Origin of the sequence: Streptomyces sp. NPDC047002 (assembly GCF_040704505.1) — a bacterium.
In the GTDB taxonomy this organism is placed as follows: Bacteria; Actinomycetota; Actinomycetes; order Streptomycetales; family Streptomycetaceae; genus Streptomyces.
Genome location: NZ_JBEYWC010000035.1, coordinates 42,577 through 69,416, shown reverse-complemented (window position 1 = coordinate 69,416; position 26,840 = coordinate 42,577). Strand labels below are relative to the sequence as shown.

Annotated in this window: 22 protein-coding genes; 11 read left to right on the top strand and 11 right to left on the bottom strand. The window is 74.4% G+C overall.

The features are described from left to right. Positions 1-14 precede the first annotated feature (14 nt). Positions 15-4,265 (bottom strand): bifunctional nitrate reductase/sulfite reductase flavoprotein subunit alpha, encoded by a 4,251-nt coding sequence (locus AB0910_RS26350; protein WP_366747128.1) that lies wholly within the window; start codon positions 4,263-4,265, stop codon positions 15-17. A gap of 454 nt (positions 4,266-4,719) precedes the next feature. Between AB0910_RS26350 and AB0910_RS26345 the strand changes: the two genes are divergently transcribed. Beyond that, positions 4,720-5,580, top strand: coding sequence for a Bax inhibitor-1/YccA family protein (locus AB0910_RS26345; protein WP_366747127.1), 861 nt, complete (start codon positions 4,720-4,722; stop codon positions 5,578-5,580). A gap of 125 nt (positions 5,581-5,705) precedes the next feature. On the opposite strand, the gene AB0910_RS26340 is transcribed toward AB0910_RS26345, so the two are convergent. Further along, positions 5,706-5,936, bottom strand: a complete 231-nt coding sequence (locus AB0910_RS26340; RefSeq protein ID WP_366747126.1) for a DUF4287 domain-containing protein — start codon at positions 5,934-5,936, stop codon at positions 5,706-5,708. Between the two features lie 149 nt (positions 5,937-6,085). On the opposite strand from AB0910_RS26340, the gene AB0910_RS26335 reads away from it, so the two are divergent. Next, a complete protein-coding gene (locus tag AB0910_RS26335) occupies positions 6,086-6,406 on the top strand; it encodes a hypothetical protein (RefSeq protein ID WP_366747125.1) in 321 nt (106 codons plus the stop codon). A 38-nt stretch (positions 6,407-6,444) separates the two neighbouring features. On the opposite strand, the gene AB0910_RS26330 is transcribed toward AB0910_RS26335, so the two are convergent. From AB0910_RS26330 to AB0910_RS26320, 3 genes are all read right to left on the bottom strand, one after another. Then, a complete protein-coding gene (locus AB0910_RS26330; RefSeq protein ID WP_366747124.1) occupies positions 6,445-7,527 on the bottom strand; it encodes a hypothetical protein in 1,083 nt (360 codons plus the stop codon). Positions 7,528-7,807: 280 nt separating this feature from the next. After that, positions 7,808-9,028: an acetyl-CoA C-acetyltransferase gene (locus tag AB0910_RS26325; RefSeq protein ID WP_366747123.1), complete on the bottom strand. Its 1,221-nt coding sequence runs from the start codon at positions 9,026-9,028 to the stop codon at positions 7,808-7,810. A gap of 197 nt (positions 9,029-9,225) precedes the next feature. Beyond that, entirely contained in the window at positions 9,226-10,215 is a 990-nt protein-coding gene (locus AB0910_RS26320) for an SGNH/GDSL hydrolase family protein (RefSeq protein ID WP_366747141.1), read from the bottom strand. Between the two features lie 240 nt (positions 10,216-10,455). Here AB0910_RS26320 and AB0910_RS26315 point away from each other — a divergent pair, with 240 nt between their 5' ends. Continuing rightward, positions 10,456-11,868 (top strand): cystathionine beta-synthase, encoded by a 1,413-nt coding sequence (locus AB0910_RS26315; RefSeq protein WP_366747122.1) that lies wholly within the window; start codon positions 10,456-10,458, stop codon positions 11,866-11,868. Positions 11,869-12,273: 405 nt separating this feature from the next. Here AB0910_RS26315 and AB0910_RS26310 read toward each other — a convergent pair whose 3' ends face one another. Further along, the gene (locus tag AB0910_RS26310) at positions 12,274-13,131 is read right to left on the bottom strand and encodes a polysaccharide deacetylase family protein (protein WP_366747121.1); all 858 of its coding nucleotides are present in this window, start codon (positions 13,129-13,131) and stop codon (positions 12,274-12,276) included. Positions 13,132-13,471: 340 nt separating this feature from the next. On the opposite strand from AB0910_RS26310, the gene AB0910_RS26305 reads away from it, so the two are divergent. From AB0910_RS26305 to AB0910_RS26295, 3 genes are all read left to right on the top strand, one after another. Next, positions 13,472-13,894, top strand: coding sequence for a hypothetical protein (locus AB0910_RS26305; protein ID WP_366747120.1), 423 nt, complete (start codon positions 13,472-13,474; stop codon positions 13,892-13,894). 124 nt (positions 13,895-14,018) lie between these two features. Then, complete coding sequence (locus AB0910_RS26300; protein ID WP_366747119.1) at positions 14,019-14,864, top strand: MurR/RpiR family transcriptional regulator; 846 nt, start codon at positions 14,019-14,021, stop codon at positions 14,862-14,864. Positions 14,865-15,000: 136 nt separating this feature from the next. Next, complete coding sequence (locus tag AB0910_RS26295; RefSeq protein ID WP_366747118.1) at positions 15,001-15,567, top strand: hypothetical protein; 567 nt, start codon at positions 15,001-15,003, stop codon at positions 15,565-15,567. Between the two features lie 84 nt (positions 15,568-15,651). Here AB0910_RS26295 and AB0910_RS26290 read toward each other — a convergent pair whose 3' ends face one another. From AB0910_RS26290 to AB0910_RS26270, 5 genes are all read right to left on the bottom strand, one after another. Next, positions 15,652-16,026, bottom strand: a complete 375-nt coding sequence (locus tag AB0910_RS26290; protein WP_366747117.1) for a hypothetical protein — start codon at positions 16,024-16,026, stop codon at positions 15,652-15,654. Positions 16,027-16,131: 105 nt separating this feature from the next. Beyond that, positions 16,132-16,524 (bottom strand): roadblock/LC7 domain-containing protein, encoded by a 393-nt coding sequence (locus tag AB0910_RS26285; RefSeq protein WP_366747116.1) that lies wholly within the window; start codon positions 16,522-16,524, stop codon positions 16,132-16,134. Between the two features lie 73 nt (positions 16,525-16,597). Continuing rightward, positions 16,598-17,374 carry a transcriptional regulator gene (locus AB0910_RS26280; protein WP_366747115.1) on the bottom strand — a complete coding sequence of 259 codons (777 nt, stop codon included), beginning with the start codon at positions 17,372-17,374 and terminating at the stop codon, positions 16,598-16,600. After that, positions 17,371-17,838, bottom strand: coding sequence for a hypothetical protein (locus tag AB0910_RS26275; RefSeq protein WP_366747114.1), 468 nt, complete (start codon positions 17,836-17,838; stop codon positions 17,371-17,373). The genes AB0910_RS26280 and AB0910_RS26275 overlap by 4 nt, the downstream gene beginning before the upstream one ends. A 318-nt stretch (positions 17,839-18,156) precedes the next feature. Beyond that, the gene (locus tag AB0910_RS26270; RefSeq protein WP_366747113.1) at positions 18,157-19,524 is read right to left on the bottom strand and encodes a diaminopimelate decarboxylase; all 1,368 of its coding nucleotides are present in this window, start codon (positions 19,522-19,524) and stop codon (positions 18,157-18,159) included. Positions 19,525-19,690: 166 nt separating this feature from the next. Here AB0910_RS26270 and hutU point away from each other — a divergent pair, with 166 nt between their 5' ends. The 5 genes from hutU to AB0910_RS26245 all read left to right on the top strand — a co-directional run bounded on the left by hutU (position 19,691) and on the right by AB0910_RS26245 (position 26,763). Then, positions 19,691-21,364 (top strand): urocanate hydratase, encoded by a 1,674-nt coding sequence (hutU, locus tag AB0910_RS26265; protein WP_366747112.1) that lies wholly within the window; start codon positions 19,691-19,693, stop codon positions 21,362-21,364. A 20-nt stretch (positions 21,365-21,384) separates the two neighbouring features. Further along, the gene (locus tag AB0910_RS26260) at positions 21,385-22,587 is read left to right on the top strand and encodes an allantoate amidohydrolase (protein WP_366747140.1); all 1,203 of its coding nucleotides are present in this window, start codon (positions 21,385-21,387) and stop codon (positions 22,585-22,587) included. Further along, entirely contained in the window at positions 22,584-23,954 is a 1,371-nt protein-coding gene (locus tag AB0910_RS26255; RefSeq protein ID WP_366747111.1) for a formimidoylglutamate deiminase, read from the top strand. The genes AB0910_RS26260 and AB0910_RS26255 overlap by 4 nt, the downstream gene beginning before the upstream one ends. Positions 23,955-24,079: 125 nt before the next feature. Next, positions 24,080-25,249 (top strand): imidazolonepropionase, encoded by a 1,170-nt coding sequence (hutI, locus tag AB0910_RS26250; RefSeq protein ID WP_366747110.1) that lies wholly within the window; start codon positions 24,080-24,082, stop codon positions 25,247-25,249. A 377-nt stretch (positions 25,250-25,626) separates the two neighbouring features. Further along, positions 25,627-26,763 (top strand): GNAT family N-acetyltransferase, encoded by a 1,137-nt coding sequence (locus tag AB0910_RS26245; RefSeq protein WP_366747109.1) that lies wholly within the window; start codon positions 25,627-25,629, stop codon positions 26,761-26,763. Positions 26,764-26,840: the final 77 nt, after the last annotated feature.

Genomic DNA, 26,840 nt, shown 5'->3' with positions numbered 1-26,840 from the left:
CGGGTGCCCGGGGCTCAGTAGACGTCCCGCACGTAGCGCTTCGCGGCGGCGAGGTCCGTCAGGTGGCGGGCCGCCTCCTCCTCGGTGAGCCCGCCGTGGGCCACGGCCGCCGCGCGCAGCGCCAGGTCCACGTCCTTCGCCATCCGGCCTGCGTCCCCGCAGACGTAGAGGTGCGCGCCCTCCTGGAGCCACGCCCACAGCGCCGCGCCGTGCTCCCGCATCAGGTCCTGCACGTAGACCTTGGCCCGCTGGTCGCGGGAGAACGCCAGGTCGAGGCGGGTGAGGACGCCCTGCTCGCGCAGCCGCGCCAGCTCGTCGGCGTAGTAGAAGTCGGTGGCCCTGCGCTGTTCGCCGAAGAACAGCCAGTTGCGGCCGGGGTGGCCGAGCGCCCTGCGGTGGTCGAGGAAGCCGAGGAACGGCGCGATCCCGGTGCCGGGCCCCACCATGACCGCGGGGGCCGCGGGGTCGGCAGGCGGCCGGAAGTGCGGGGAGCGCCGCAGGAAGACCGGCACCCGCGCGCCGGGGTCCGCGTCCGCGAGGTACGCCGACGCCACGCCCTGGCGCCGGTGGCCGCGCGGGCCCTCGTACCGCAGCACGGACACCGTCACGTCGACCCGCGCGGGGTCGGTGAGCGGGCTCGACGAGATCGAGTACAGCCGGGGCCGCAGCGGCTTCAGCGTGTCCGCCCACTCCTGCGCGCCCAGCCGCACCGGGTACTCGGCGAGCAGGTCGACGGCCTGGCGGCCCCAGGACCAGCGGGCGAGCCCGTCGGCGCGGCCGCGGCCGCCGGAGCGCAGCAGCCGCCGCAGGGTCTGGCTGCCGGTCTGCCCCGCGGCGAGCCGCAGCAGCCCCGGGGTGAGGCGGGTGATGTCCAGGTGGCGGGTGAGGGCCTCGGCGAGCGGCAGCGGCCCGGTGCCGGGGAGCACGACCCCGGTGTCCCCGTCGAGACCGGTGGCGTCGAGCCACTCCGCGACCAGCTTCTCCGCGTTGCGCGGCACCACGCCGAGCGCGTCGCCCGGCTCGTACGGCACGGCTTCCGGGTCCACCGCGAGGGAGAACCTGCGCACCTCCTTGGCCGCCCCGTCCAGGCTCAGCAGCCGGTTCTCCACGAGCGCCGCGACGTGCGGCGCCGCCGCGGTCGCGGGTGCCGCGCCCCCGGTCGCGGCGCCCGCAGGGCCCGAGCAAGGGGCGCCAGGGGCGGCCGTGTCCGGTGCGCCCGGGGCCGCCGGGCGTGACGGGGTGCCCGGTCGCTCGGGCGTGTGCGGCGCGGGGGCCTGTTGGCCGGGGGCCGGGCGGTCCAGGGCCTCGCGTACCGCTTCGAGCCAGCGGTCCGCCGTCTCCTCGTACTCCGGTTCGCACTCCGCCCTGGGCACCAGGCGCTCGCCGCCCAGCTCCGCGAGGCGCTCGTCGACGCGGCGGCCGTGGCCGCAGAAGTCGTCGTACGAGGAGTCGCCGAGCGCGAGCACCGCGAAGCGCACGCCGGACAGGCGCGGCGCGTCCTGCGCGGCGAGCGCGCGCCACAGCCCGGCGCCGTTGTCGGGCGGCTCGCCGTCGCCGAAGGTGCTGGTGACGACGAGCAGGTCGGTGCCGGGGCCCGGCGTGTCCCGCGTGCACCCTGCCATGTCGAGCAGCTCGACCCGGCGGCCTGGCGCAAGGCGCTCGGCCACCGCGCGGGCGGCCTCCTGAGCTGTGCCGGTCTGCGAAGCCCAGAGCACCAGGACCCGCCGGGCCGCGGCCTGCGGCGGCCCGGCGCCGTCCCCGCCGCCCTCCCCTTCGCCCGGCGCGCCGGAGTGCCGCGTCCGGGAGAACACGCCCGCAAGCAGCCCGTCCACCCACCGCGCCGTCGCCGGGGCCAGCGGCGCGCGCTCGGGCAGCACCGGTACGTCCCCCGCGGCCGGCGGCGCGGCGGCGAGCCCGGCCAGCAGCCCTGCGAGGTAGCCGCGCTCGTGCCCCGCGAGCTGTGGCGCCCGCGCGCCGCCGAGTCCGAGCGCCCCGGCGAGCGCGGCGAAGGGGCCCGCGCCCGCACTCTCGTCCCCGGCCGCCGGCACCGGCGACTCCGCTTCCGCCTCGGGGGCCGTGCCCGCCGCCGACCGCACCTTCGTCAGCGTCACCGCGCACACCTTCAGCTCGGGCTGGAACGAGACCGGGTCCACCGCGTCGCTGGTCACCGCGTTCACGCTGACGTACTCGCCGAACAGGTCGTTCCAGTGGAACGGCGCGAAGCAGTCGCCGGGGGCGACCCGGTCGCTCACCCGCGCAGGCAGCACCGCGCGCCCCCGCCGCGAGGCGATCTCCACCCCGTCGCCCTCCGCGACGCCGAGCGCCCGCGCGTCGTCCGGGTGGATCTCCACGAACGGCCCGGGGTCGAGCCGGTTCAGCTTGTCGATCTTCCCGGTCTTGGTGAGGGTGTGCCACTGGTGCTGGACGCGGCCGGTGTTGAGCAGGAACGGGTAGTCCTCGTCCGGGAGTTCGGCCGGCGGCAGGTGCGGGCGCGCGAAGAAGGCGGCCCGGCCGCCCGCCGTGGGGAAGGCGAGCCGCGGCCGGGTGCCGTCCGCCCGCACCAGCGGCCGCGCGCTCACCCCGTCGTTGACGTAGCGCACCGGGTTGCGCGCGGGCCCGCCGGGCGCCGCAGGCCACTGCACGGGCGTGGCCCGCAGCCGCTCGTACGTGACGCCGCGCAGGTCCCAGCCCGTCGCCGGGTTCCAGGCGCGCCTCAGCTCCTCGAAGACCTCCTCGGACGAGGTGTACGCGAACGACTCGGCGAACCCCATCGCGCACGCGACCCGCGCGATCAGCAGCCAGTCGGGCAGCGCCTCGCCCGGCGGGTCGACCGCGCCGCGCACCAGGGCGAGGCCGCGCTCGGAGTTGACCGCCACGCCGTCCGACTCGGCCCACAGCGTCGCGGGCAGCGTGATGTCCGCGTACGCGTTGGTCTCGGTCTCGGCGAACACGTCCTGCGTGATGACGAGGTCCGCGCGCTCCAGGCCCTCGATGACCGTGCGGCGGCCTGCGACCGAGGCGACCGGGTTGGTGCAGATGATCCAGCACGCCTTGATCTCGCCCGCGGCCATCCGCTCGAACATCTCGACCGTTCCCTGCCCCGCCTCGGCGCGCAGGCTGCCCGAAGGTATGCCCCACAGCTCCTCGGTGAAGGCGCGGTCCGCCGCGTCGAGCGCGCTGCGCTGGCCGGGCAGTCCCGGGCCCATGTAGCCCATCTCCCGGCCGCCCATCGCGTTGGGCTGCCCGGTCAGCGAGAACGGGCCCGATCCTGGCCGGCAGATCGCGCCCGTCGCCAGGTGCAGGTTGACCAGCGCGTTGGTGTTCCAGGTGCCGTGGGTCGACTGGTTGAGCCCCATGGTCCAGCAGCTCATCCACTCCCCGGCGGTGCCGATCCACTCGGCCGCGGTGCGCAGGTCGGCCTCGGGTATGCCGGTGGTCTCGGCGACGGCCGTCGGCGGGTAGTCGGCGAGGAACTCCGGCATCGCGTCCCAGCCCTCGGTGTGCTCGGCGACGAACGCGGTGTCGACGTGGCCGTTCTCCGCGAGCAGGTGCAGCAGGCCGTTGAGCAGCGCCAGGTCCGTGCCCGCACGCACCCGCAGGTACAGGTCCGCCTTCGCGGCGGTCGCGGTCCTGCGCGGGTCCACCACGATCAGCTTCGCGCCCGCCTTGACGCGCTCCATCATCCGCAGGAACAGGATCGGGTGGCAGTCGGCCATGTTGGAGCCGATGACGAGGAACACGTCGGCGCGGTCGAAGTCCTCGTACGAGCCCGGCGGCCCGTCGGCGCCGAGCGACAGCTTGTAGCCGCTGCCCGCGCTCGCCATGCACAGCCGCGAGTTGGACTCGATGCGGCTGGTGCGCACGAACCCCTTGGCGAGCTTGTTCGCGAGGTACTGCGCCTCGAGCGACATCTGGCCCGACACGTAGAAGGCGAGCGCGTCGGGCCCGTGCTCGTCGAGCACCGCGCGCAGCCTGCGCGCGGTCTCGGCGACCGCGGCGTCGACGCCCGTCGCCACCGGCTCCGCCGACCGCCCGGGGCGCACCAGGGCGGTCGCGAGCCGGCCGGGCGCGGCCAGCAGCTCGGCGCCTGTCGCGCCCTTCGTGCACAGGCGCCCGCCGTTCGCCGGGTGCTCCTTGTCGCCCGCCACCTTGAGGGCGCGCCGCCTGCCTTCTGCGTCGCGGGCCACGTCGAGGACGATGCCGCAGCCCACCCCGCAGTACGAGCACACCGTGCGGACCCGCTCGGCCGCCGCAACCGACTCCACCGCCTGCCCCCTCCCGGCCTTGCGCGCGGTCCCGGCACCCTGGAGGGCCCGCGCAGGCGATCACGGTAGGAAGCGCCGGTTGCGCGCCCGTGAAGGAGAGGGCGCCCGCTCCGTTACGCGTGCCGCACGCACGCCCCCGCGCGCTGTGAGGGCGCGGGGGCGGCGCCGGGACGTCACCGTTTCGTCAGCCCCGTACGGGCGCCGTCGCGCGTCGGATCGGAGATCATCGCGAAAGGGGCCGGAGCACGGCAGACTGGCCCCGGCAAGGAGACACGCGAGAAAGTCAGCCGAACGGGCAGGGGCGAGGGCCGTCGGGCCCGGGCCGCCGCACCGCGGCTACCGCGGTACGACGATGTCACGATCGTGCATGATCCTCCGTGGGGACGAGACGTTTCTCTTTGCCTTCGCATTACCCTTGACGCGAGACCGCGCAGGGCGGTCATGGAGGAGTGAGATGAGGAGCAGCAACCCGGTCTTCTCACGACGGGGCTTCACCCGTGACGCCGGCGCGCGCGCCGGGTACGCGGGATTCAACACGGCGCCCCAGGCCGGGGGCGCCGCCGTGGGCACCAACCCGTACGCGACGAACCCGTACGCGGCGGACCCCTACGGGCAGGCCGCCGGCCGGTCCGGCGCCATGACGATGGACGACGTCGTCTCCCGCACGGCACTCACGCTCGGCACGGTCGTCGTCACGGCCGTCCTGTCGTGGCTGCTGCTGCCGGTGGACGAGGCCAACCTCGGCAGGTCCTACGGCATCGGCGTCGGCGCCGCGCTCGTCGCGCTGGTGCTCGGCCTCGTCCAGTCGTTCAAGCGCAAGCCGACGCCCGCGCTGATCCTGGCGTACGCGGCGTTCGAGGGCGTCTTCCTCGGCGTGCTCAGCAGCGTCGTGAGCACCTACATCGCCTCGGGCGTCGTCATCCAGGCCGTGCTCGGCACGATGGCCGTCTTCGCCGGCACCCTCATCGCCTACCGGATGCGGTGGATCCGGGTCACCCGCCGCTTCTACCGGTTCGTGATGGCCGCGGCGATGGGCTTCCTGATCCTCATGGCCGTCAACCTGCTGTTCTCCGTCTTCACCCACGGGGACGGCCTCGGCTTCCGCAGCGGCGGCCTCGGCATCGCGTTCGGCATCGTCGGCATCCTGCTCGGCGCGTGCTTCCTCGCCCTCGACTTCAAGCAGGTCGAGGACGGCGTCGCCTACGGCGCGCCGCGCGAGGAGTCCTGGCTCGCAGCGTTCGGCCTGACGATGACCCTCGTCTGGATCTACCTGGAGATCCTGCGGGTCCTTTCGATCCTCCAGAACAACAACTGACGCACGGCGCGCGGCCCCCGGTGCGCCGCCGGGGCCGCGCGGCACACGAAGGGGTCCGCGGGCAGCTCGCCCGCGGACCCCTTCGCGCGGTGCCGTGGAGCGCCACGGATGCCGCGCGGCCGCGGTCAGAGGAGGCGGCGCGCCGCCCGCCGCAGCTCGTGCTCGTGGACGATCGCCTTCGCGTGGCCGTACGAGAGCTCGTGCTCGCCCCTCAGCCAGCTGACCTTCTCCTCGAAGCGGACGAGGGCGGGTCCCTCGTCGAGCGTGCGGAGCCAGTCCGACACCGGCCTGCCGGTGCACTGCGGGATGTGGGAGAGCAGATTGCGATGGGTCTCTTCGGAGAAGACAAGGGACATCGGCGCCTCCGGACGCGTCGCGCGTACTGGTGCAGCGGCGGCTGCAGAAGAAGCAGCCGTTAACGACACCGTGCCTGAGGGTTCGCCCGTTGGCAACAGTCCAGAACCCTTTCCCACCGTTCGTGGCGGGGGCGCGTAGGGTCGGGCCCGTGCTCGATACGACACCGCTGACGACGGCCGTCGACCGGTTCACCGACCGGCTGCGCGCCGCCCCGCAGAGCAGGCTCAGACGCGGTCCTGCGGGCGCGGCGCTCGCGCTGGCCAGGGAGCTGTCCGTGCGCGCGCAGCGCCTTGAGGACCCCGCGGCCCAGCCGCGGATCATGCCGGACGCCGGCGTCTTCGTGGTCGCCGACCAGCTCGCCGTCGCGGCGGGCGACCTGGTGGAGGCACTGCGGACGGCCCCGTCCCAGCAGGAGCTGGACGAGGCCGTCAGATCGGTCGCGCGCACCGTTGCGGGGGCAAAGCTCTAGGCGTCGGCGCACGCCCTCCTGGGGGCGTGGCGGGGCCCCTACAGCGACGCGATTACGCGGTCGGCGAGGATGTAGACGTGCTCCTCGGCGGCGTCGGCGGAGCCGTCGGCCGCGTCGGCAGGCGCGGTGCCGCAGGAGAACGTCAGGCTGTACGCGCCCGAGACGCCGGAGCCGCCCAGCAGGAACGGGCTGCCGCCCTGGCGCAGCGCGCGGGCGAGACGCTCCGCCGTCTCCCGGTGGCCGGGGGTCATGCACAGCGTGGTGCCGTCGGCGAACATGTACACGTCCAGCGTGCCCAGCGGCCCCGGGCGCACGTCCGAGAGCGGCGTGCGCGCGCCTGCCAGCCGTTCGAGCCTGGCGACCGTGCGCTCGTGGTCGGTGACGACGGGCGTCCTGGTCGGCGTGAAGTCCGGGTGCGAGGGGTGCCTGCGGCGGGCCGCGGCCAGCTCGGGCGAGTCCTCGGGGAACTCGTCGGGGCCCCCGGGGGCCACCGGCTCCGCGGTCTCCACCGCGTCCTCCGCGGGACCCTCGTGCGCTGCGGCGTGCACCCCGGCGAAGTCGTCGAACGCGTCGGCGACCTGGTCGTAGGCGGCGGGGTCGTAGGCGCCGCCGTACGGCTCGTCCGCGGGGTGCGCGGGCCCGTGCAGGGACGCAGGGTCGGGCAGGTCGTGCCCGAGCGCCTCAAGGCCGGAGAAGTCGGCCTGGCGGGGCATGAAGAACGCCGCGTCCTCGAAGGAGGGGTCCACCCCGGGGCCGATGAGGCCGCCGAGCACGGAGGGCGTGTCCGCCGCGTCGCGTGCCTCCTGGGCGGCCCAGAAGGCACGCGCCTCGGCCAGCTCGCGCTCCCGCTCCTCGGCGAGGGCGTCGGCCACGGCCGTGCGTATCGCCTCTGCGGTGTCCGCCGTGGTGCTCACCGGGCGGGCCGACAGGTCGCAGGCCTCGGCCGCGGCCGTCCTGGCCTGCGGTACGGAGGCGCCGAACCCGCCGCCGCGCACCTCGGCCAGGTCGCCGCGCAGGGCGGTGACCTCCTTGCGCAGCCCGTGGGCCGCGCGGAGTGCTGCCGCGCCCACGGCGGTCGCGGCGGCCGTGGTCAGCAGCAAGGCAAGAGACATGGCGCTCACTTACTACTCCCCAAACTCATCGATTCCCCCGGTCTTCCTATCTCAGCTTGTCGTGGCGGCGGGGGGAGCGTCAGTGCGTTACGTCACGAAATGGGCGGGTCTTTGGGCCCACAGAAAACCGACAGCTCGCCGCTGACCTGCACAGACGAATCTCCCCCCGGACTTGGTCACAATCCGGGGGGAGATTCCATTACAAGGCGAGCGCGGGGAGCGAGGTCCGGCTCAGCTCAGCCTCGCGTGTTCGTGGTCGCGCTGAACTTCGCCACCGCTTCGCTACGGCTCAGCTCAGCCGCTCGATGACCATCGCCATGCCCTGGCCGCCCCCGACGCACATCGTCTCCAGGCCGAACTGCTTGTCGTGGAACTGGAGGCTGTTGATCAGCGTGCCCGTGATGCGCGCGCCGGTCATGCCGAAGGGGTGGCCGACCGCGATCGCGCCGCCGTTCACGTTCAGCTTCTCCAGCGGGATCTCCAGCTCCCGGTACGAGGGAATCACCTGCGCCGCGAACGCCTCGTTGATCTCGACGAGGTCGATGTCGTCCATGGTGAGTCCCGCGCGCCGCAGCGCCTGCCGGGACGCCTCGACCGGCCCGAGGCCCATGATCTCGGGCGAGAGGCCTGTCACCCCGGTGGAGACGATCCGGGCGAGCGGAGTGAGGCCCAGCGCGCGCGCCTTCGTGTCCGACATGATCACCAGCGCGGCGGCGCCGTCGTTGAGCGGGCAGCAGTTGCCCGCCGTGACCCGGCCGTCCGGCCTAAACACCGGCTTGAGGCCGGCGACGCCCTCCAGCGTGACGCCCGCGCGCGGCCCGTCGTCCTTGGCGACGACCGTGCCGTCGGGCAGCGTGACGGGCGTGATCTCGCGCTCCCAGAAGCCGTTCTTGATGGCCTCCTCCGCGAGGTTCTGCGACCTGACGCCGAACTCGTCCATCTCCTCACGCGTCACGCCCTTCAGCCGCGCGAGGTTCTCCGCGGTCTGCCCCATCGCGATGTACGGGTCGGGCAGCAGCTCGTCCTCGCGCGGGTCGTGCCAGTCGGCTCCGGTGGACTGGGCGACCTCGGCCGTGCGCGCCTCCGCGCTCGCGAAGAGGGGGTTGTGGGTGTCCGGCATCCCGTCGCTCGTGCCCTTCACCGAGCGCGACACCATCTCGACGCCCGCCGAGACGAAGACGTCGCCCTCGCCCGCCTTGATGGCGTGCAGCGCCATTCGCGAGGTCTGGAGCGAGGACGAGCAGTAGCGGGTGACCGTACAGCCCGGGAGGTGGTCCATGCCCATCTGCACGGCCACGATGCGCGCCAGGTTGTGGCCCTGCTCGCCGCCGGGGAGCCCGCAGCCGAGCATCAGGTCGTCGATCTCGCGCGGGTCGAGCCCGGGGACCTTGTCGAGCGCGGTCCTGATGACCGTGGCGGTCAGGTCGTCGGGCCGCAGGTCCTTCAGCGACCCCTTGAAGGCCCGCCCGATGGGGGAGCGGGCGGCTGAGACGATCACGGCTTCTGGCATCGGGCGCTCCTGGGGGCGGGATGGTCGACGGCTCTGTCCACCTTCATCCTAAGCGGTCGCTCAGGCGGATGGAGGTCTGGTCCCCGTGCCCCGGGCCCCCGAAACCGCGGCCCCGCACGCGGGCGGCGTGAGATGCCCCACGCCGCCGTCCCCGCGCGGGATGCCCGTGTAGCACGCCGGGGCTCCGGGGCCCTCGGTCAGGTGGTGTCCTGGTGGGCCTCGCGCGGCACGGGTTCCTGCTGGGTGACGACATGGCGCCTGCGGCGGTGCTTGAGCAGCGCCCACGGCGCCCGCGCCCCGGTGACCTCGGTGCCGCCGCGCGCCGCGGCCTCGGACGCGGCCTTCGCGACCGGCAGCATGTCCTCGTCGCGCAGCACGTCGAGCCGGTCCGTCTCGGGCCACAGGCCGAGCGCCGCGCACACCGTCGGCAGCACCGCCATCGACGCCGTCGCGTACCCGTCTACCGACGGGTGGTAGTGGTCGGGCCCGAACATCTCGCTCGGGTGCGCCTCGAACTCGGGCCCCAGCAGGTCGCCGAGCGACACCGTGCGGCCGCCCTGCTCGACCGTGACGATGGTCTGCGCGGCGGCCAGCTGGCGGCTCGTGCGGCGCGCGAGCCAGCGCAGCGGCTGGTACACCGGCTCGACCGTGCCGAGGTCGGGGCAGGTCGCGACGACCACCTCCGAGCCCGCCGTGCGCAGCCTGCGCACCGCGTCCTTCAGGTACCGCACCGAATGGGTCGGCGCCATCCGGTGCGTCACGTCGTTCGCCCCGATCATGACCACGCACACGTCGGGCAGCCGCGAAGGATCGGACAGCATCAGCGTGACCTGGCGGTCCAGGTCGTTGGAGCGGGCGCCGGGCAGCGCCACGTTCACCAGGTCCACGGGCCGCTCGGCCACCGCGGCGAGCCCCGAGGCGAGCAGCGCACCCGGCGTCTGGCCGACCCGCCGCACCCCCTGCCCCGCGGCGAGCGAGTCGCCGATCACGCCGAGGCGCAGCGCGTCCGCCTCGCCGTAGGCGAGCCCGTACCAGCCGTTCCCGTTGGCCGGGACCGGCGCGTCCGGGATGCCCACCCGCCGCTTCGCGAGCTGGACCTCCGCAAGCAGCACGCCCATCCCCGCCGCGCCGATCAGGCCGATGCCTCCGCCACCGAAAGCCGCACCCGCCGCGATCCGCCGCGCCACCCTCGCTCTCGACACTGTCCGAGCCCCTTCCTCCCGCACGCACCCATGTACAAGGCATATCTGCCCGCCGGAGCCACCGGCACCAACGACATCAACGGACTGATCGCGGCCCGTATGCCTGACCCGGTCGGCCCGCCCGCCTACGCTGCCGTGGCTGGGCCCGTGAGCAGGCGGTGCCTAGGCTGTCGGGGCCCACACGGAGATCCCGATGGCGGCCCTGGACACAACCGGAGACATACGGTGCAATTCCACGATTCGATGATCAGTCTCGTCGGCAATACCCCGCTGGTGAAGCTGCGCAGCGTGACCTCGGGCATCCAGGCGACGGTCCTGGCCAAGGTCGAGTACTTCAACCCCGGCGGCTCGGTCAAGGACCGCATCGCCCTGCGCATGATCGAGGCGGCCGAGCGCAGCGGCGAACTGCGCCCCGGCGGCACGATCGTGGAGCCGACGAGCGGCAACACCGGTGTCGGCCTCGCCATCGTGGCCCAGCAGAAGGGCTACAAGTGCGTCTTCGTCTGCCCTGACAAGGTCTCCACGGACAAGATCAACGTCCTGCGGGCCTACGGCGCCGAGGTGGTGGTCTGCCCGACCGCCGTCGACCCCGACCACCCCGACTCGTACTACAACGTGTCCGACCGGCTGGTGCGGGAGATCCCCGACGCCTGGAAGCCCGACCAGTACAGCAACCCGAACAACCCGCTCTCCCACTACGAGACCACCGGGCCCGAGCTGTGGGAGCAGACCGAAGGGCGCATCACCCACTTCGTGGCGGGCATCGGCACCGGCGGCACGGTCTCGGGCACCGGCCGCTACCTGAAGGAGGTCAGCACCGACCGGGCCTCGGGCCCCGTGCGGATCGTCGGCGCCGACCCCGAGGGCTCCGTCTACTCCGGCGGCTCCGGCCGCCCCTACCTGGTCGAGGGCGTCGGCGAGGACTTCTGGCCCACCGCGTACGACCGCACGGTGACGGACGAGATCGTCGCCGTCTCCGACAAGGACTCCTTCCAGATGACGCGCCGCCTCGCCAAGGAGGAGGGGCTGCTCGTGGGCGGCTCCTGCGGCATGGCGGTCGTCGCGGCGCTGAAGGTCGCGGAGGGGCTCGGCCCCGACGGCGTGGTGGTCGTGCTGCTGCCCGACAGTGGCCGCGGCTACCTCAGCAAGATCTTCAACGACGAGTGGATGAACGACTACGGCTTCCTCGAGCACACCGGCGGCGCCGCCACCGTCGGCGACGTCCTGCGCCACAAGGAGGGCGCCATCCCCACGCTCGTCCACATGCACCCGGACGAGACGGTCGGCCAGGCCATCGAGGTGCTGCGGGAGTACGGCGTCTCGCAGATGCCGATCGTGAAGCCGGGCGCCGGGCACCCCGACGTGATGGCGGCCGAGGTCGTCGGCTCCGTCGTGGAGCGCGAACTCCTCGACGCGCTGTTCGCCGAACGCGCCACTCTGGCGGACCCGCTGGAGAAGCACATGTCCGCGCCGCTGCCACAGGTCGGCTCGGGCGAGCCGGTCGCCGACCTGATGGCGGTGCTCGGCGGCACCGGCGAGCAGGGCGCCGACGCGGCGATCGTCCTGGTCGAGGGCAAGCCGACCGGCGTCGTCAGCAGGCAGGACCTGCTGGCCTTCCTGTCGACCGGCGGACGCTGAGGCGACGGCCGGTCGCCGCGGGCTATCCGGGGGGGGCGTGCGGAGGTCCGGCCGTGCGCCCCGGGGCGCGGATTCGCGCAAGTGGTACGAGGCCGACACGTCCGTGCAGCACGCGCTTAACACGGCACCGGCACTGTAGGACTCGCGCCTGGGAACGAAGGAGCGGCTCCCGGACCTCCCATCGGCGCCCCGGGCACGCGGGTCGGCCCTGACCCGAACCGTGTCCCCGCGCGGGGACCTGCCGTCGTCCCGCCCCCTGTTGCACGGGGGTGCGGCGGTCCCCGCGCCTCTCCGGGCCCTCCGGGTCCTTCTCTCCCCTTCTTCCCCCCTTCCCCCCTTCTCCCCTTCGGGGGTCTCTTGGGCCCCCGTCCTCGGGGCCTCATCGGCGCGGGGCTCGGGCGTCCGTCACGGCCTATCGGGCCGGTAGACCTCGCCCGGCTTCGGCGTGGCGGGCCAGAGCAGCTGCGAGACCGTCACGACGGTGTAGCCCTTGGCGTCGAGCGCAGAGAGGATGCCGGGCAGCGCGGGCGCCGTCCCCGGATAGATGTCGTGCAGCAGGATGATCCCGTCGCGCCGCGTCTGCTGGAGTACGCGCCGTGTGATGAGGGCGGAGTCCCTCGTCTTGTAGTCCTTCGCCGTGACGCTCCACAGCACCTGGGACAGGCCGAGTTCGCGGCAGACCCGGGTGACGTCCTCGTCCGTGCGGCCCTGCGGCGGCCGCATCAGGGTGGGCGCCCTGCCGGTGATCTTCTTGACGGCGTCCTGGTCCCGTTCGAGCTCCTCGCGGGCCTCGGCGGGCTTGATCCTGGTGAGGATCCGGTGCGTCCACGTGTGATTGCCGATCTCCATGCCCGCCGCGGCCTCCTGCCGCACCAGATCAGGGTGCTTGAGCACGTGGTTCTTGCCGAGCGTCATGAAGGTGGCGTGCGCGTGGTACTTCGCCAGCGCCTTCAGGACCGCCGGCGTGTAGCGGCTCGGGCCCGCGTCGAAGCTGAGCGCGACGCACCTGGCCCTCCGGCAGTCCACGGCGCCCGGCAGGCCCGCGGCGACCGCGGCGGTGGCCGCGCGCCCCGGCGCCGTGGGCCCGGGCGCCGTGGCCCCGGCCGGTGCGCTGCCGGCCGCGCCCCTGGCCGCCTTCGGACTGGTCACCGGGTACGAGGCGCCGCAGGCGCCGAGCGCGGGCACGAGGCAGCCGGCGGCCAGGGCGGCGGCGAGCAGCCGGAGCGCCGCGGGGCGTGCGGGCAGGGAGTTGCGTCGGGGCATGGCGTCACTTCCGTGGGTCCGTGACCTCCGCCGCGCGAAGGGGCGGGGCCGGGGCGTGGGCCGCATGCCGCGCAGCGGACAGGCATGGGCATGACAGGGCAGATGGCCGGAGGAGGGGCCGAGCGGGACCGGTTCCTCCGACCGGTGTGCCGCAGCCGTGTCCGCCACCTGGTCGATGACTATACATGGTGTGTATACGCGGGGTGTATAGCTGAGCCGCCCCGTCTGTCCGTGCACCGTGGGGAGGGGCCGCGTACGGTCCGCCGGGGGCCCGCACGAGCCGCAAGAGGGGGGTTGGCCCCCGTGTGCCGCGGGGCCGCGCCGCCTACCGTCGTGGGGTATGGACCCTCGCGACCCGGAGCTCAAGAAGGAGCTCAACGCCACCCTTCAGGCCCGCCGAGAGCTCGGCGAGGAGTACGACTCCGCGCTCGTGGACTCGTTCCTTGAGAAGGTCGAGGAGCGCCTCGACACCACGGTGGACCGGCGCGTGCGCCGTGAACTGGCCGAGCAGCAGCTCGTCGTGGCGCGCGGCGCCTCCCATCCCCGTACGCAGGACGGCTTCGGCGAGCGCTACGGCTTCGGGATCGTCTCGCTCGTCCTCGCCATCCCCCTGTCCGCGATCGCGGCGCTGAACACGGGGCTGCCCGGGCTCACGGTCGCCTGGCTCGGGCTCGTCGCCGTGAACGTCGTCCAGTCCGCCCGCTTCCGGCCGTGGCGCAAGGCGCGCGCGGCTGCCGAGCAGTCGTCGCGCTGGGAGGAGTAGGGCGGCCCCGGCGAACGGCCCGGCCGTCCGGCGGCCCCCGGTGTTCTGTGGGGCGGTCCCGGTGTTCTGTATGGACGTATGCATACGGGTGCGGTCGTGAATGGATCACTGATACCTTGCCCGCATGAGCGACACCCCCGCAGAGCGGTTGCAGCGCCTCTTCGAGGGGCACCGCCTGACGCCCGCGCAGCGGCGCATCGCGCACAGCATGGTGCGCCGCGCGGGAGACGCCCCGTTCCTCTCCAGCGTGGAGCTCGCGGAACTGGCCGGGGTCAGCCAGCCGTCCGTCACCAGGTTCGCGGTCGCCCTCGGCTTCGACGGCTATCCGGCGCTCCGCCGCCACCTGCGCGAGGTCGCGCCCGCCGCGGCGCCCGATGAGGCGGACGAGGCCGCCGAGTGCAACGCGTACCAGCAGGCCGTCCTCGGCGAGATCGACAACCTGCGCGAGCTCGCCGCGCTCCTCGCCGACCCTGCGCCCGTCGAGCGGGCCGGGCGGCTGCTCGCCGCTTCGCGGCCGCTGCCGGTGCTCGGGCTGCGCGCCGCCTCCTCGCAGGCGCGGGGCTTCGCCTACTTCGCCGCCAAGGTCCACCCCGACGTGCGGCTGCTCGACGAGGGCGGCACGATGCTCGTCGACCGGCTCGACGCGGCCCGTCGCGCCGGCGCCACCGCGCTCATCTGCTTCGCCCTGCCACGCCACCCGCGCGAGGTGGTGGAGGCCCTGGCCCACGCCCGCGAGGTCGGGCTCACCGTGGTCACGGTCGCCGACTCGGCGTTCGCACCGGTCGCCGCCCACAGCGATCTGCTGATCCCGGCGGCCGTCGGCACCGGGCTCGCCTTCGACACGGTCTGCGCGCCCATGCTGCTCGGGCGCGTCCTGCTCGAAGCCATGTGCGACGAGCTGCCGGACGCGCCCACGCGCCTGGAGGAGTTCGACGCGGCCGCCGTCGCCCGCGGCCTCTTCGCCGGGTAGCCGAGTAGTCGATCAGCCGCCCGCCGCGCCCGCCTCCGTCCGTTTTTTCTCAGCGGGCGTTCAGCTTTTCTCATACCTCCCTCACGTGCGCTGATTACTGTGCGGCCACCGATGGCACGGACAGAGGAGGCAGATCGTGGCGCGCGGAGGGCAGCAGTCGCTCGCACGGGTGGCGGTGATCGTCCGGGCGGGCTCGGCACCGCTGTTCTGGCTGGGGGTGCTCTCCGCCGCGCTCGGCCTGCTCCTGCCGGGGCTCACCGGCCGGCGCGTGGGCGGGTACGCGGGCGCCGCGCTGTTCGTCGTCTGCGCCGCCCTCGTCGCGCTCGTGCGCCGCGGCCGCTACCGGGCCTGGGCCGAACGCGCCTCCCGCGCGGGCAAGTTCGACTTCCTCCAGGACCGTGCCGTGACCCTGCGCCATTGGCGCCGCGCGCACCGCTGGTGGCTCGTGGGCGCGTTCGTGCTCGGCGTCGCCTCCTCGTTCGCGGCGCCCGCCGTGCTCGGCCTCGCCTTCGCGGGCGCGGGCGCCGGGCTCCGACTCAAGGCCGGGTGGCTCGGCCGCAGGGAGCGCAGGGACGAGAGGGCGCTGTGGGTACGCACCGACTGGGCGGGCACCGGCAGCCCCGTGGGCAAGCGGGTCAAGGGCTACCGCACCACGGGCCTCGCGGCGGGCGACGCCGCGCCCGGCGGGGCGCGGCGCCGCTGAGCCACGGGGGCGCATCGGGCGCGTGCGGGGCCTGCGGCGGGTCCGCGGCGGCCTCGCAGCGGTCCGCCGGGCCGCGGCTCCGGCTCAGATCTCCAGGCCCGCCTCGATCTTGATCAGCTGGTGGCGGGCCATCGCGAGGTTCGAGCGGGCCTTGTCGAGCGCCAGATAGAGGAAGAGGCCGTTGTTGCCCCGCCCTCTGAGCAGCCGGATCAGGTGGTACTGGGTGCCCAGCGTGATCAGGATGTCCTCGATCTCGTCCTTGAGGCCGAGCAGTTCCATCGTGCGGACCTTCGCCCGTACGACGTCGGTGTTGCCCGCGGCCGCGACCGTCAGGTCGAGGTCCTTGCCGCCGCCGACCGTGCCGAGCGCCATGCCGCTCGTGTAGTCGACCAGCGCGGCGCCGAGCGCGCCGTCGATGGTGGTGAGGGCTTCCTTGAGGGAGGCTTCGGTGTTGGCCATGGGTGTCGCACTTCCTTTGCCGTCGGGTGCGGCCGCCGCCTTCGGCGCTCTGCGGCCGCGTCTCACAGGGGATGTGGGGGGTTTCGCACGAGCAGGGGTCATCGCTCAGGCGTTCTCCAATCGGTCGAGGGCGCCGTCCACCAGCTCACCGATGCGCGCGCTCGACCTGCGGGCCTCCAGATGCAGGCGGCCCACGTTGGTCCTCGGCTCGGCCACCAGGGTCAGGACCGCCGACGCGCCCGCCGCGTACGTGGCGACGTAGCCGTCCTCGCCCCGTACGAGCAGCTCGCGGAAGGCGCCCTGGCCGGTGGCGCCGGTCAGCCGCTGCGCCACCCCGAGAGCCGCCGCGGTCAGCGCGGCCACGCTCTCCGCCTCGGCGCCCGCGGCCTCCCGGGCGAGCACGAGCCCGTCGACGCTCGCCGCGAGCGCGCCGGTCACCTGGGGCAGGCGCGCCCGCAGGCGCCGCAGCTCGCCGAGTACGTCGGCCTCTGCCGTCATCAGCTGTCTCCTCTCGGCGCGCTGCCGCAGCGTGCGCCTCATGACGGGCTCGTCGGGGCGGGGGAGCGGGGGGTCACAGGGTCGCCTCCAGTGCGTCGCGCAGCCTGCGCAGCAGCGCGATGTCGGGGTCGTCGGAGACCGTCGCGACCCAGGCGGGCACGGCCCCCGCGGCCTGCGGCGGGGTGCGGGCCTCCCGGGGCGTGTCCAGGAGTCCCGCGGCGGCGAGCCTGCGGATGTCCAGCAGGGTGTGGAAGGCGGGGCGGCCCAGCGCCCACGCGATCGCGGCGGGCGACTTGGTGCCGTCGGCCAGCGCGAGCACGGCGCGCTGCCTGTGCGGCACGGCCTGCCCCGGTGCGGGCTCGCGGGCGACGACCGGTGCGGTGTCGACGCTCTGGTCGGGCCAGACGCTGTCGAGGAGTTCGCGGCGGCGGAGCGTCTCGCGCTCGACGGCCGCGGCCGACACGGGCCGTACGGTGCCGAACCAGTGCGCGGCCCCGTACCTGAACCTGGTCGGCCCGCTCCCCGGCGCAAGCGCGAAGAACGCCGCGTCGAACACCGCGCCCACATGGCACAGTTCGAGTTCGCCCCCGCGCACCCGGCCGCTGTCGACCAGGTAGCGTGCCACCTCGCGGCGGGCCCCCGCCCGGTCGACCGCCTCACGCCACGCGGTGGGCGCGAGCCGCCCGCCCGCGGTGAGCAGCACGTCGACGCCGGGCGCCGCCGGGCTCTCCGCGTGCACGACCCGCCCCTCGACGAGATACAGGGTGCCGTGGTCGCGCAGCAGGGCGCCGGTGGCGCGCTCCTCGGCGAGGCGCAGCAGCATCGGGGGGACGGAGCGCGCGGCGGTCATCCGAGCACCAGCCGTTCCGCGAGCTGCCGCAGGCGTATGCGGGCCAGCGCGAGGTTGCCGGTGTCCCGGTCGAGCCAGAGGTGCAGGAAGACACTGCTGTCGAACGTCGTCTCCACGAAGCACAGCACGTGGTAGCCGTCGCGGGTGGAGACGATCACGTCCTCGACGGGCAGGCCCTTGCCGCCCGCCGCACCGCTCCCCGCGCCGGGCGGGGGCCCGGGCGCCGCGCCTTCCGCGGACCGGGGCTCCGATGCCGTGCCCTCCCGTGCGTCCGGTGCGAACGTCGGGAACTCGGCCGCCGCGCGCGCCAGTTCCGCCGTCTCGGCGGCCGCGGCCTCCGGGTCGCCGCCGGGCGGCTCGCCCGCGGTGCCGAGCGCGAGCCCGCTCGTCCAGTCGACGACCGCCGCGCCGCGCGCCCCCGGCAGGGCCATGGCCTCGTCCAGGCATGCGTCGATTCCGGACACGCGCACTCCCTCCCCCAGACGGATGTCCTGACGCACAGTCGTGCGGAATCCGTGACGGCGACACTACGCACAGCGCACGCCGTGGGAGGGAAGTCCGGCCTTTTCCTTCACAGGAATCCAGTTATGAACCTGGCATATGCAAAAACCTGTCCGATCCCGACCGCCCCCGACCGCAACTGCCCGTTTCGCCGGGCATCGCGACGAGGGCGACGGGGGGACGGGCGTCGGGGGACGGGCGGCGGGCGTCGCGGCGGGAGACGGTGGGGCGTCGGGCGTCGCGCGGGTGCTCGGCGCCGCGGGAGCGCCGGCGCCGCGGGGCTAGCGCAGCAGCGCGTCCGTGTGGGCCGCGCCGGACTCGGCGACGATCTCGTCGACCGTCTGGGGCGTGCGCACCGTGGCGAAGCGCACGCCCGGCGTGCCCGCGGGGCCCTCCGTGAAGCCGTACACCCCCGGCCTCGGCAGGCTGTTGTACGCGTAGTGGTGGGCGAAGTAGTACGCGCCGGTGTCGAGCGCGGCCACCACGTCACCCTGCCGGATCCGCGGCAGCGGCCGGTCCGTCGCCAGCAGGTCGCCCGCGAAGCAGGCGGGGCCCGCCACGTCCTGCGCGACCGGCTCGCCGGTGCGCGGCGCGCCCTCGGCGTCGTACGCGGCGATGCGCAGCGGCCACGACTCCGGCGCGTACACCGTGCGTGTGGCGACCTGCACGCCCGCGTGCGTCACGGCGATCGGCCGGGCGCCCGCCGACTTGGTGTACTCGACCTTCGCGAGGACCGTGCCGTGCTTGGCGAGCAGCGACCTGCCGAACTCCGTCACCAGCCCGTACCGCCCGTCGAACAGGCCGGGGACCGCCTCCCGCAGCGCGCCCACGTACGCGGCGAAGCCCGGGGTGTGCTCGTCGGAGGCGAAGTTCACCGGGAGGCCGCCGCCGATGTCGAGCGTGTCGACCTGCCGGCGGCCCGCCGCCTCGTTGATCTCCTCGGCGAGCCCGTACAGCGCCGCTATGCCCTCGGCGATCAGCTTCAGCGGCACGCCCTGCGAGCCGGAGTGCGCGTGCAGCCGGGTCAGCCACGGCCGCCGCACGTACGCCTCGACGACCCACTCCCGCACCCCCGGGTCCCGCAGCGCCACGCCGAACTTCGACGTGGACGTCGCCGTGGACAGCGCGCCGATGGACCCCGTGCCGGTCTGCGGGTTGACCCGGACGCCCAGCGGCGAGCGGGTGCCGAGCTCGGCCACGAGCGCGTCGAGCCTGGCCAGCTCCTGCGCGTTGTCGGCGTTGACCGCGATGCCGAGCGACAGCGCCTCCCGCAGCTCGGCGGTGGTCTTCGCCGGCGAGTCGAGCACGGTCGCCGCCACCGGCACCCCGGCGGCCCGGGCGAGCGCCAGCTCGCCGGGGCTCGCGACCTCCGCGCCGACCCCCAGCTCGCGCAGCAGCCGCACCACGGGCACCAGCGGCGACGCCTTCACCGCGAACGCGTGCAGCACGGGCGTCCCCGGCGGCAGCGCCTCGTCGAACGCCGTGCGCAGCGCGGCGACGGACTCCCTGATGCCCGCCACGTCGAGCAGCCCGACGACCGGCTGCCCGTCGCTGATCAGGCCCTCGGCCACGGCGGCGCGCACCGCGCGGTGCCGCCGTGCTGCCGCCGCCGCGCCCCGGCCGGACGCGGAGTCCCGTATGTCGGTCATGTCGGTCTCTGTCTCGCCCTTGTGCATGTGCCCATCATGCTCGATGGCCCGGTTGGCCCGACCGACCCTGTTGACTAAGAATATTCATCCAGTCAGGATGTGAATAACCGGACGTGGACACCCGGTCCACCACGCCGCCGGATCGCTCGCGGAGGAGTCACCCGCCATGTCAGAGCCCCGCATCGTCAGGGCCCCGCGCGGCCCCCAGCTCAGCGCCCTGGGATGGCAGCAGGAGGCCGCCCTGCGCATGCTCCAGAACAACCTCGACCCCGAGGTGGCCGAGCACCCCGAGAAGCTCGTCGTCTACGGCGGCACCGGCAAGGCCGCCCGCGACTGGCGCTCCTTCGACGCCATGGTCCGCACGCTGCGCACCCTGAAGCAGGACGAGACGATGCTCGTCCAGTCCGGCCGCCCCGTCGGCGTGATGCAGACCCACGAGTGGGCCCCGCGCGTCCTCATCGCCAACTCCAACCTCGTCGGCGACTGGGCGAACTGGGAGGAGTTCCGCCGCCTCGAAGCCCTCGGCCTGACCATGTACGGGCAGATGACCGCAGGCTCCTGGATCTACATCGGTACCCAGGGCATCCTCCAGGGCACCTACGAGACCTTCGCGGCCGTCGCCGCCAAGCGCTTCGGCGGCACGCTCGCCGGGACGATCACCCTCACCGCGGGACTCGGGGGCATGGGCGGCGCCCAGCCCCTCGCCGTCACCATGAACGACGGCGTCGCCCTCTGCGTCGACGTCGACCCGCGCGCCATCGAGCGCCGCATCGAGCACCGCTACCTCGACGTGCGCGCCGACAGCGTCGAACACGCCCTCCAGCTCGCCGTCGAGGCCCGCGACGCCCGCCGCCCGCTCTCCATCGGCCTGCTCGGCAACGCGGCCGAGGTGCTGCCGAGGATGCTCGCCGAGGGCGCGCCCGTCGACATCGTCACCGACCAGACCTCCGCCCACGACCCCCTCTCCTACCTGCCCGTCGGCGTCGACTTCGACGACATGGCCGCCTACGCGGCCGAGAAGCCCGCAGACTTCACCGCCAGGGCCCGCGAGTCCATGGCGCGCCACGTCGAGGCCATGGTCGGCTTCCAGGACGCCGGCGCCGAGGTCTTCGACTACGGCAACTCCCTGCGCGGCGAGGCCAAGCTCGCCGGCTACGAGCGCGCCTTCGACTACCCGGGCTTCGTCCCCGCCTACATCCGCCCGCTGTTCTGCGAGGGCAAGGGCCCCTTCCGCTGGGCCGCCCTGTCCGGCGAGGCCTCCGACATCCACAAGACGGACAAGGCGATCCTCGACCTCTTCCCGGAGAACGAGTCCCTCCACCGCTGGATCACCATGGCTCAGGAACGCGTCCACTTCCAGGGCCTGCCCGCCCGCATCTGCTGGCTCGGCTACGGCGAACGCGACCGCGCCGGCGAGCGCTTCAACGACATGGTGGCCTCCGGCGAACTCGCCGCCCCGCTCGCCATCGGCCGCGACCACCTCGACACGGGCTCCGTCGCCTCCCCGTACCGCGAGACCGAGGCCATGCGCGACGGCTCCGACGCCATCGCCGACTGGCCGTTGCTCAACGCCATGGTCAATGTCTCCTCCGGTGCCTCCTGGGTCTCCATCCACCACGGCGGCGGCGTCGGCATGGGCCGCTCCCTGCACGCGGGCCAGGTCACCGTCGCCGACGGCACCCAGCTCGCGGGCGAGAAGATCCGCCGCGTCCTCACCAACGACCCCGGCATGGGCGTCATCCGCCATGTCGACGCCGGCTACGAGGAGGCCGAGACCGTCGCCGAGGCCAAGGGCGTCCGCGTCCCCATGCGCGAGCAGGCCGCGGAGGAGACCAAGTGAGCGTCCCCTCCTTCCAGACGATGTGGGCGGAGCTCGCCCGCATCGGCAAGGACCCCGGCACAGGCGGCTACCGCCGCTACGCGTGGACCGGCGCCGACCTCGACTGCCGCGCCTGGTTCCGCGACCAGGCCGAGGCACGCGGCCTGCGCCACGAGACCGACCGCAACGGCAACCTCTGGGCCTGGCTCGGCGACCCGGACGCGGGCGACGCCGTCGTCACCGGCTCCCACCTCGACTCCGTCCCGGACGGCGGCGCCTTCGACGGCCCCCTCGGCGTGGTCTCCGCCTTCGCGGCCCTCGACGAACTGCGCGCCCGCGGCGCCCGGCCCGTCAAGCCCCTCGCCATCACCGCCTTCGGCGACGAGGAGGGCGCCCGCTTCGGCGTCGCCTGCGTCGGCTCCCGGCTGTCCGCGGGACAGCTCACCCGCGCCCAGGCCCACGCCCTGCGCGCCGCCGACGGCACCACGCTGCCGCAGGCCATGGAGGCCGCGGGACAGGACCCCGACGCCATAGGCGCAGACCCCGAGCGGCTCGGCCGCATCGGCGCCCTGGTGGAGCTCCACGTCGAGCAGGGCCGCGCCCTCGACCTCACCGGCGCCCCTGTCGGACTCGCCTCCGCCATCTGGCCGCACGGCCGCTGGCGCTTCGACTTCCGCGGCGAGGGCAACCATGCGGGCACCACCCGCCTCGCGGACCGCAGGGACCCCACGCTCCCCTACGCGGAGACCGTCCTCGCGGCCCGCCGCGAGGCGGAACTCGCCGGGGCCCTCGCCACCTTCGGCAAGGTCCTCATCCAGCCGAACGGCGTCAACGCCATCCCCTCCCTCGTCAGTGCCTGGCTCGACTCACGCGCCGCCGACCCGGCGTCCCTCGACACCGTCGTCGCCGCCGTCGAGGCGGCGGCCCGCGAAGCCGCCACCCGCTCCGGCGTCGAACTCGCCGTCGTACGCGAGTCCTTCACCCCGAGCGTCGAGTTCGGCCACGCGCTGCGCGACGAACTCGCCCGGATCCTCGAAGCCCGCTCCACCACCTCGCTTCCCGTGATCGACTCGGGTGCCGGACACGACGCGGGCATCCTGTCCGCGTCCGTCCCCACCGCCATGCTGTTCGTACGCAACCCCACCGGCGTCTCGCACGCCCCGGCCGAGACCGCGGCCGAGGACGACTGCGTGGCCGGTGTGCGCGCCCTCGCCGACGTACTGGAAGGACTCGCGTGCGCATGAGCACCGCAGGCGCCGCCACCTACTGGCTCGAACACGCCTGGCTCGGCGACCGCGTCGAGCCGGGCGTCACGGTCGAGACCGCGGCAGGACGCATCGCCGGCGTGCGCACCGGGACACCGGCCACGCCACCCGGCGCGACCGCGCTGCGCGGCCTCACCCTGCCGGGCCTCGCCAACGCCCACAGCCACGCCTTCCACCGCGCCCTGCGCTCCGAGGTCCAGGTCGGCAGCGGCACCTTCTGGACCTGGCGCGACGTCATGTACCGGACGGCGGGCCGCCTCACCCCCGACACCTACCACGCCCTCGCCAGGGCCGCCTACGCGGAGATGGCCCTCGCGGGCATCACCGCCGTCGGCGAATTCCACTACCTGCACCACGCGCCCGGCGGCACCCCCTACTCCGACCCCAACGCCATGGGCGAGGCCCTCATGGCCGCCGCCGCGGAAGCGGGCATCCGCATCACCCTCCTCGACACGCTCTACCTCTCCTCCGGACTGTCCGCCACGGACCCGGCGGGCGAGCCGCCCACTCCCGAGCAGCTCCGCTTCTCCGACGGCACCGCGGACGCCTGGGCCGAACGCGTCTCCGCGCTGCGGACACCCGACCCCGACCAGGCGCTCGTCGGCGCCGCCGTGCACTCCGTGCGCGCCGTGCCCCCGGGCCAGTTGGGCGCCGTCGCCGCCTGGGCCGAGGCCCGCTCCGCGCCCCTGCACGTCCACCTCTCCGAGCAGACCGCGGAGAACGACGCCTGCCTCGCCGCGCACGGCCGCACCCCGACCAGGCTCCTCGCCGACCACGGCGTGCTCGGCCCGCGCACCACCGCCGTGCACGCCACGCACCTCACCGAAGAGGACATCGCCCTCCTCGGCGCCTCGCGCACCGGCACCTGCATGTGCCCCACCACCGAGCGCGACCTCGCCGACGGCATCGGGCCCGCCGTCGCCCTGGAGGCCGCCGGCTCCCCCCTCTCCCTCGGCAGCGACAGCCACGCCGTCATCGACCTGCTCGAAGAGGCCCGCGCCATGGAGCTCGACGAGCGCCTGCGCACCCGCAAGCGGGGCCACTGGACGGCGGCGGCGCTGCTGCGGGCCGCCTCGGGGACCGGTCACGCCGCGCTCGGCCGGCCCGACGCCGGCCGCATCGAGCAGGGCATGCTCGCGGACCTGACGACCGTCGCCCTCGACTCCGTCAGAACCGCGGGGCCGCGGGCCGCACTGGGCGCGGAGACCGCCGTATTCGCCGCGTCAGCGGCCGATGTGCGCCATACCGTGGTCGGCGGCCGCCATGTCGTACGGGACGGGGCCCACGCCCTCGTATCCGATGTGCCCACCGCGCTCGCCGAAGCCGTCGCCGCGCTGCGCCCCTGACCCGCGGCAGGCCGCGGCCCGCGTCCTCCGCGCCGCCACGGCCGCCGGGCCCTGCGGCCCACGGCCACAGCCGGGGCCACCGGCCGCCACCCACCGCTCGTCCCCGGAAGGAACACAGCATCGCGATGACGACACTCGTCACCAACATCGCACGCCTGGTCACCAACGATCCCTCCCTCGGTGACGGAACCCCCCTCGGCCTGATCCAGGACGCGGCCGTCGTCATCGACGGCGACCACATCGCCTGGGTCGGTGAGACAAGCAAAGCACCCGCCACTGACAACCGGGTCGACGCGCAGGGCCGCGCGGGCCTCCCCGGCTTCGTCGACTCCCACTCCCACCTGGTCTTCGCCGGCGACCGCACCGCCGAGTTCAACGCCCGGATGTCCGGCCGCCCGTACTCCGCAGGCGGCATCCGCACCACCGTGGCAGCGACCCGCGCGGCCACCGACGCCGAGCTGGCCGCCACCCTCGACCGCTACCTCGCCGAGGCCCTGCGCCAGGGCACCACGACGATGGAGACCAAGTCCGGCTACGGCCTCACGGCGGCCGACGAGTCCCGCGCGCTGCGCGTGGCGGCCGCCCGCACGGACGAAGTCACCTACCTCGGCGCCCATATCGTCGCCCCCGAGTACGCGGACGACCCCGGCGCGTACGTCGACCTGGTCACCGGTCCCATCCTCGACGCCTGCGCCCCGCACGCCCGCTGGGTCGACGTCTTCTGCGAGCGCGGCGCCTTCGACGGCGACCAGGCACGCGCCGTGCTGACCGCGGGGATGGCGAAGGGGCTGCTGCCGCGCGTCCACGCCAACCAGCTGACGTACGGCCCCGGCGTGCAGCTCGCGGTGGAGCTCGGCGCCGCCTCGGCCGACCACTGCACCCACCTCAGCGACGCGGACGTGGACGCGCTCGCCCAGGGCGACACGGTCGCCACGCTGCTGCCGGGCGCCGAGTTCTCCACCCGCGCCGAGTGGCCCGACGCCCGCCGCCTCCTCGACGCGGGCGCCACGGTCGCGCTCGCCTCGGACTGCAACCCCGGCTCGTCGTTCACCTCGTCCGTCCCCTTCTGCGTGGCGCTCGCCGTGCGCGACATGGGCATGACCCCGGACGAGGCGGTATGGGCGGCGACGGCCGGCGGCGCGGCCGCCCTGCGCCGCAGCGACGTGGGCCGGATCGGCCCCGGGGCCCGGGCCGACCTCGTGCTGCTCGACGCGCCGAGCCATGTCCACCTCGCCTACCGGCCTGGCGTCCCCCTGGTCTCGGCGGTCTGGCGGGCCGGGCACCGGGAGGTCTGAGCAGCGCGCAGGGGCCGCGGGCCCCGGGCCCTCGCCCCCTGCTCCGCGGGGGCGCGGGTGCGGGCGCACGGGTTCCGGTTCAAGGGTGCTCGCACCGGAGACGCGCAGGACGGCGTGGGACGGCGGCCTCGGCGCTGCGGCACCGCCGGTGGTCGCCCATTCCGCCTCCGTCGCTCGCCCGCGGATCCGCACCGGTTCCCGGCTGCGGAGAGCCGCCGCAGTCGGCCCGTTCGTCCCCTGCGTCCCACCGGTCCCAGACGTGAGGGGAAGCCCTGTCGGCGGCGGATTTGGGCCGGTAACGTCCTGTTCCGTATGCGGGCTTCCGGTGACGGTGCCGCCCGCAGGGGGGACCGTGCGCTGCGATCGGGGGGGTCGAGTTGAGCGTTGTGGGCAGTGCCGTGCGGATACGGGTGGTCGCGCCCGGCCGGCTGAGCGAGCGCGAGGCGGACGCCTGGCGTGCGCTGCGCGCGAAGTCGGGGGCTCCCGGCAATCCGTTCATGGAACCCGAGTTCACCCGCGCGGTGGGCCGGGTGCGGCCCGCCGCGCGGGTCGCCGTGATCACCGAGGGCCGGGAGGGCGCCGACTGGACGGAAGGCCCTGGTGCGGCCGTGGAGCCCGCCGGGTTCTTCCCGTTCGAGGCGGGCCCGCTGGGCCGCGGCCGGGCCCTTGGCCTCGGAGTCTCCGACAGCCAGGGTGCCGTCCTGCGGCCGGGCCTGCGGTTGGCCGCCGGCGAACTGCTGCGCGCCTGCTCGCTCGCGGCCTGGGAGTTCGACAACCTCGAAGAGGGCCAGACGTCCCTCATGGCGGGCGCAGTCGGCGAGTTCGAGTCGCCTGTCGTGGACATAGGGGACGGCTTCGCGGCGTACGAGGCGGCGCTGCGCGAGCGGTCGCCGAAATTCCATCGCACGACCACCGCCAAGGACCGCCGACTCGGCCGCCAGGTCGGCGAGGTCCGCTTCGTCTTCGACGAGCGCGATCCGGCCGCGCTGGCGCAGCTCATGGCGTGGAAGTCCGCGCAGTACCGCAGGACGGGCCGCCGCGACCGGTTCGCCAAGGAGTGGATACGCGACCTCGTGCGGCTGCTCGCCGGCACCCGGAGCGCGGGCTGTTCCGGCGTCCTGAGCGTGCTGTACGCGGCGGACCGGCCGATCGCCGCGCACTTCGGGCTGCGCTCCCGGACGGTGCTGTCCTGCTGGTTCCCCGCCTACGACACCGCGTTCGCGAAGTACTCGCCCGGACTCGTGCTCCATCTGCGGATGGCGCGGGCGGCGGCCGCCGAGGGCATCGGGACGCTGGACCTCGGGCGCGGGGCGGCGGAGTACAAGGACTCGCTGAAGACGGGCGGCCTGACGGTGTACGAGGGGGCGGTGGTGCGGCCGGGGCCACGAGCCGCGCTCTACCGGCTGAGCAGAGAGCCCGGCAGGCGCGTCCACGGCTTCGTCAGGGACAGGCCGGGGCTTGCCTCGCTCGCGCGGCGGACGCTCAACCAGGTCGGGCGGGTGCGCGCGCGATGAGGCGGACCACGTGCGGCGACGGCCCGCAGGACGCCGCGGCGGGAAACGCCGCCGACGAATCGTCGAAACCGTGCGTG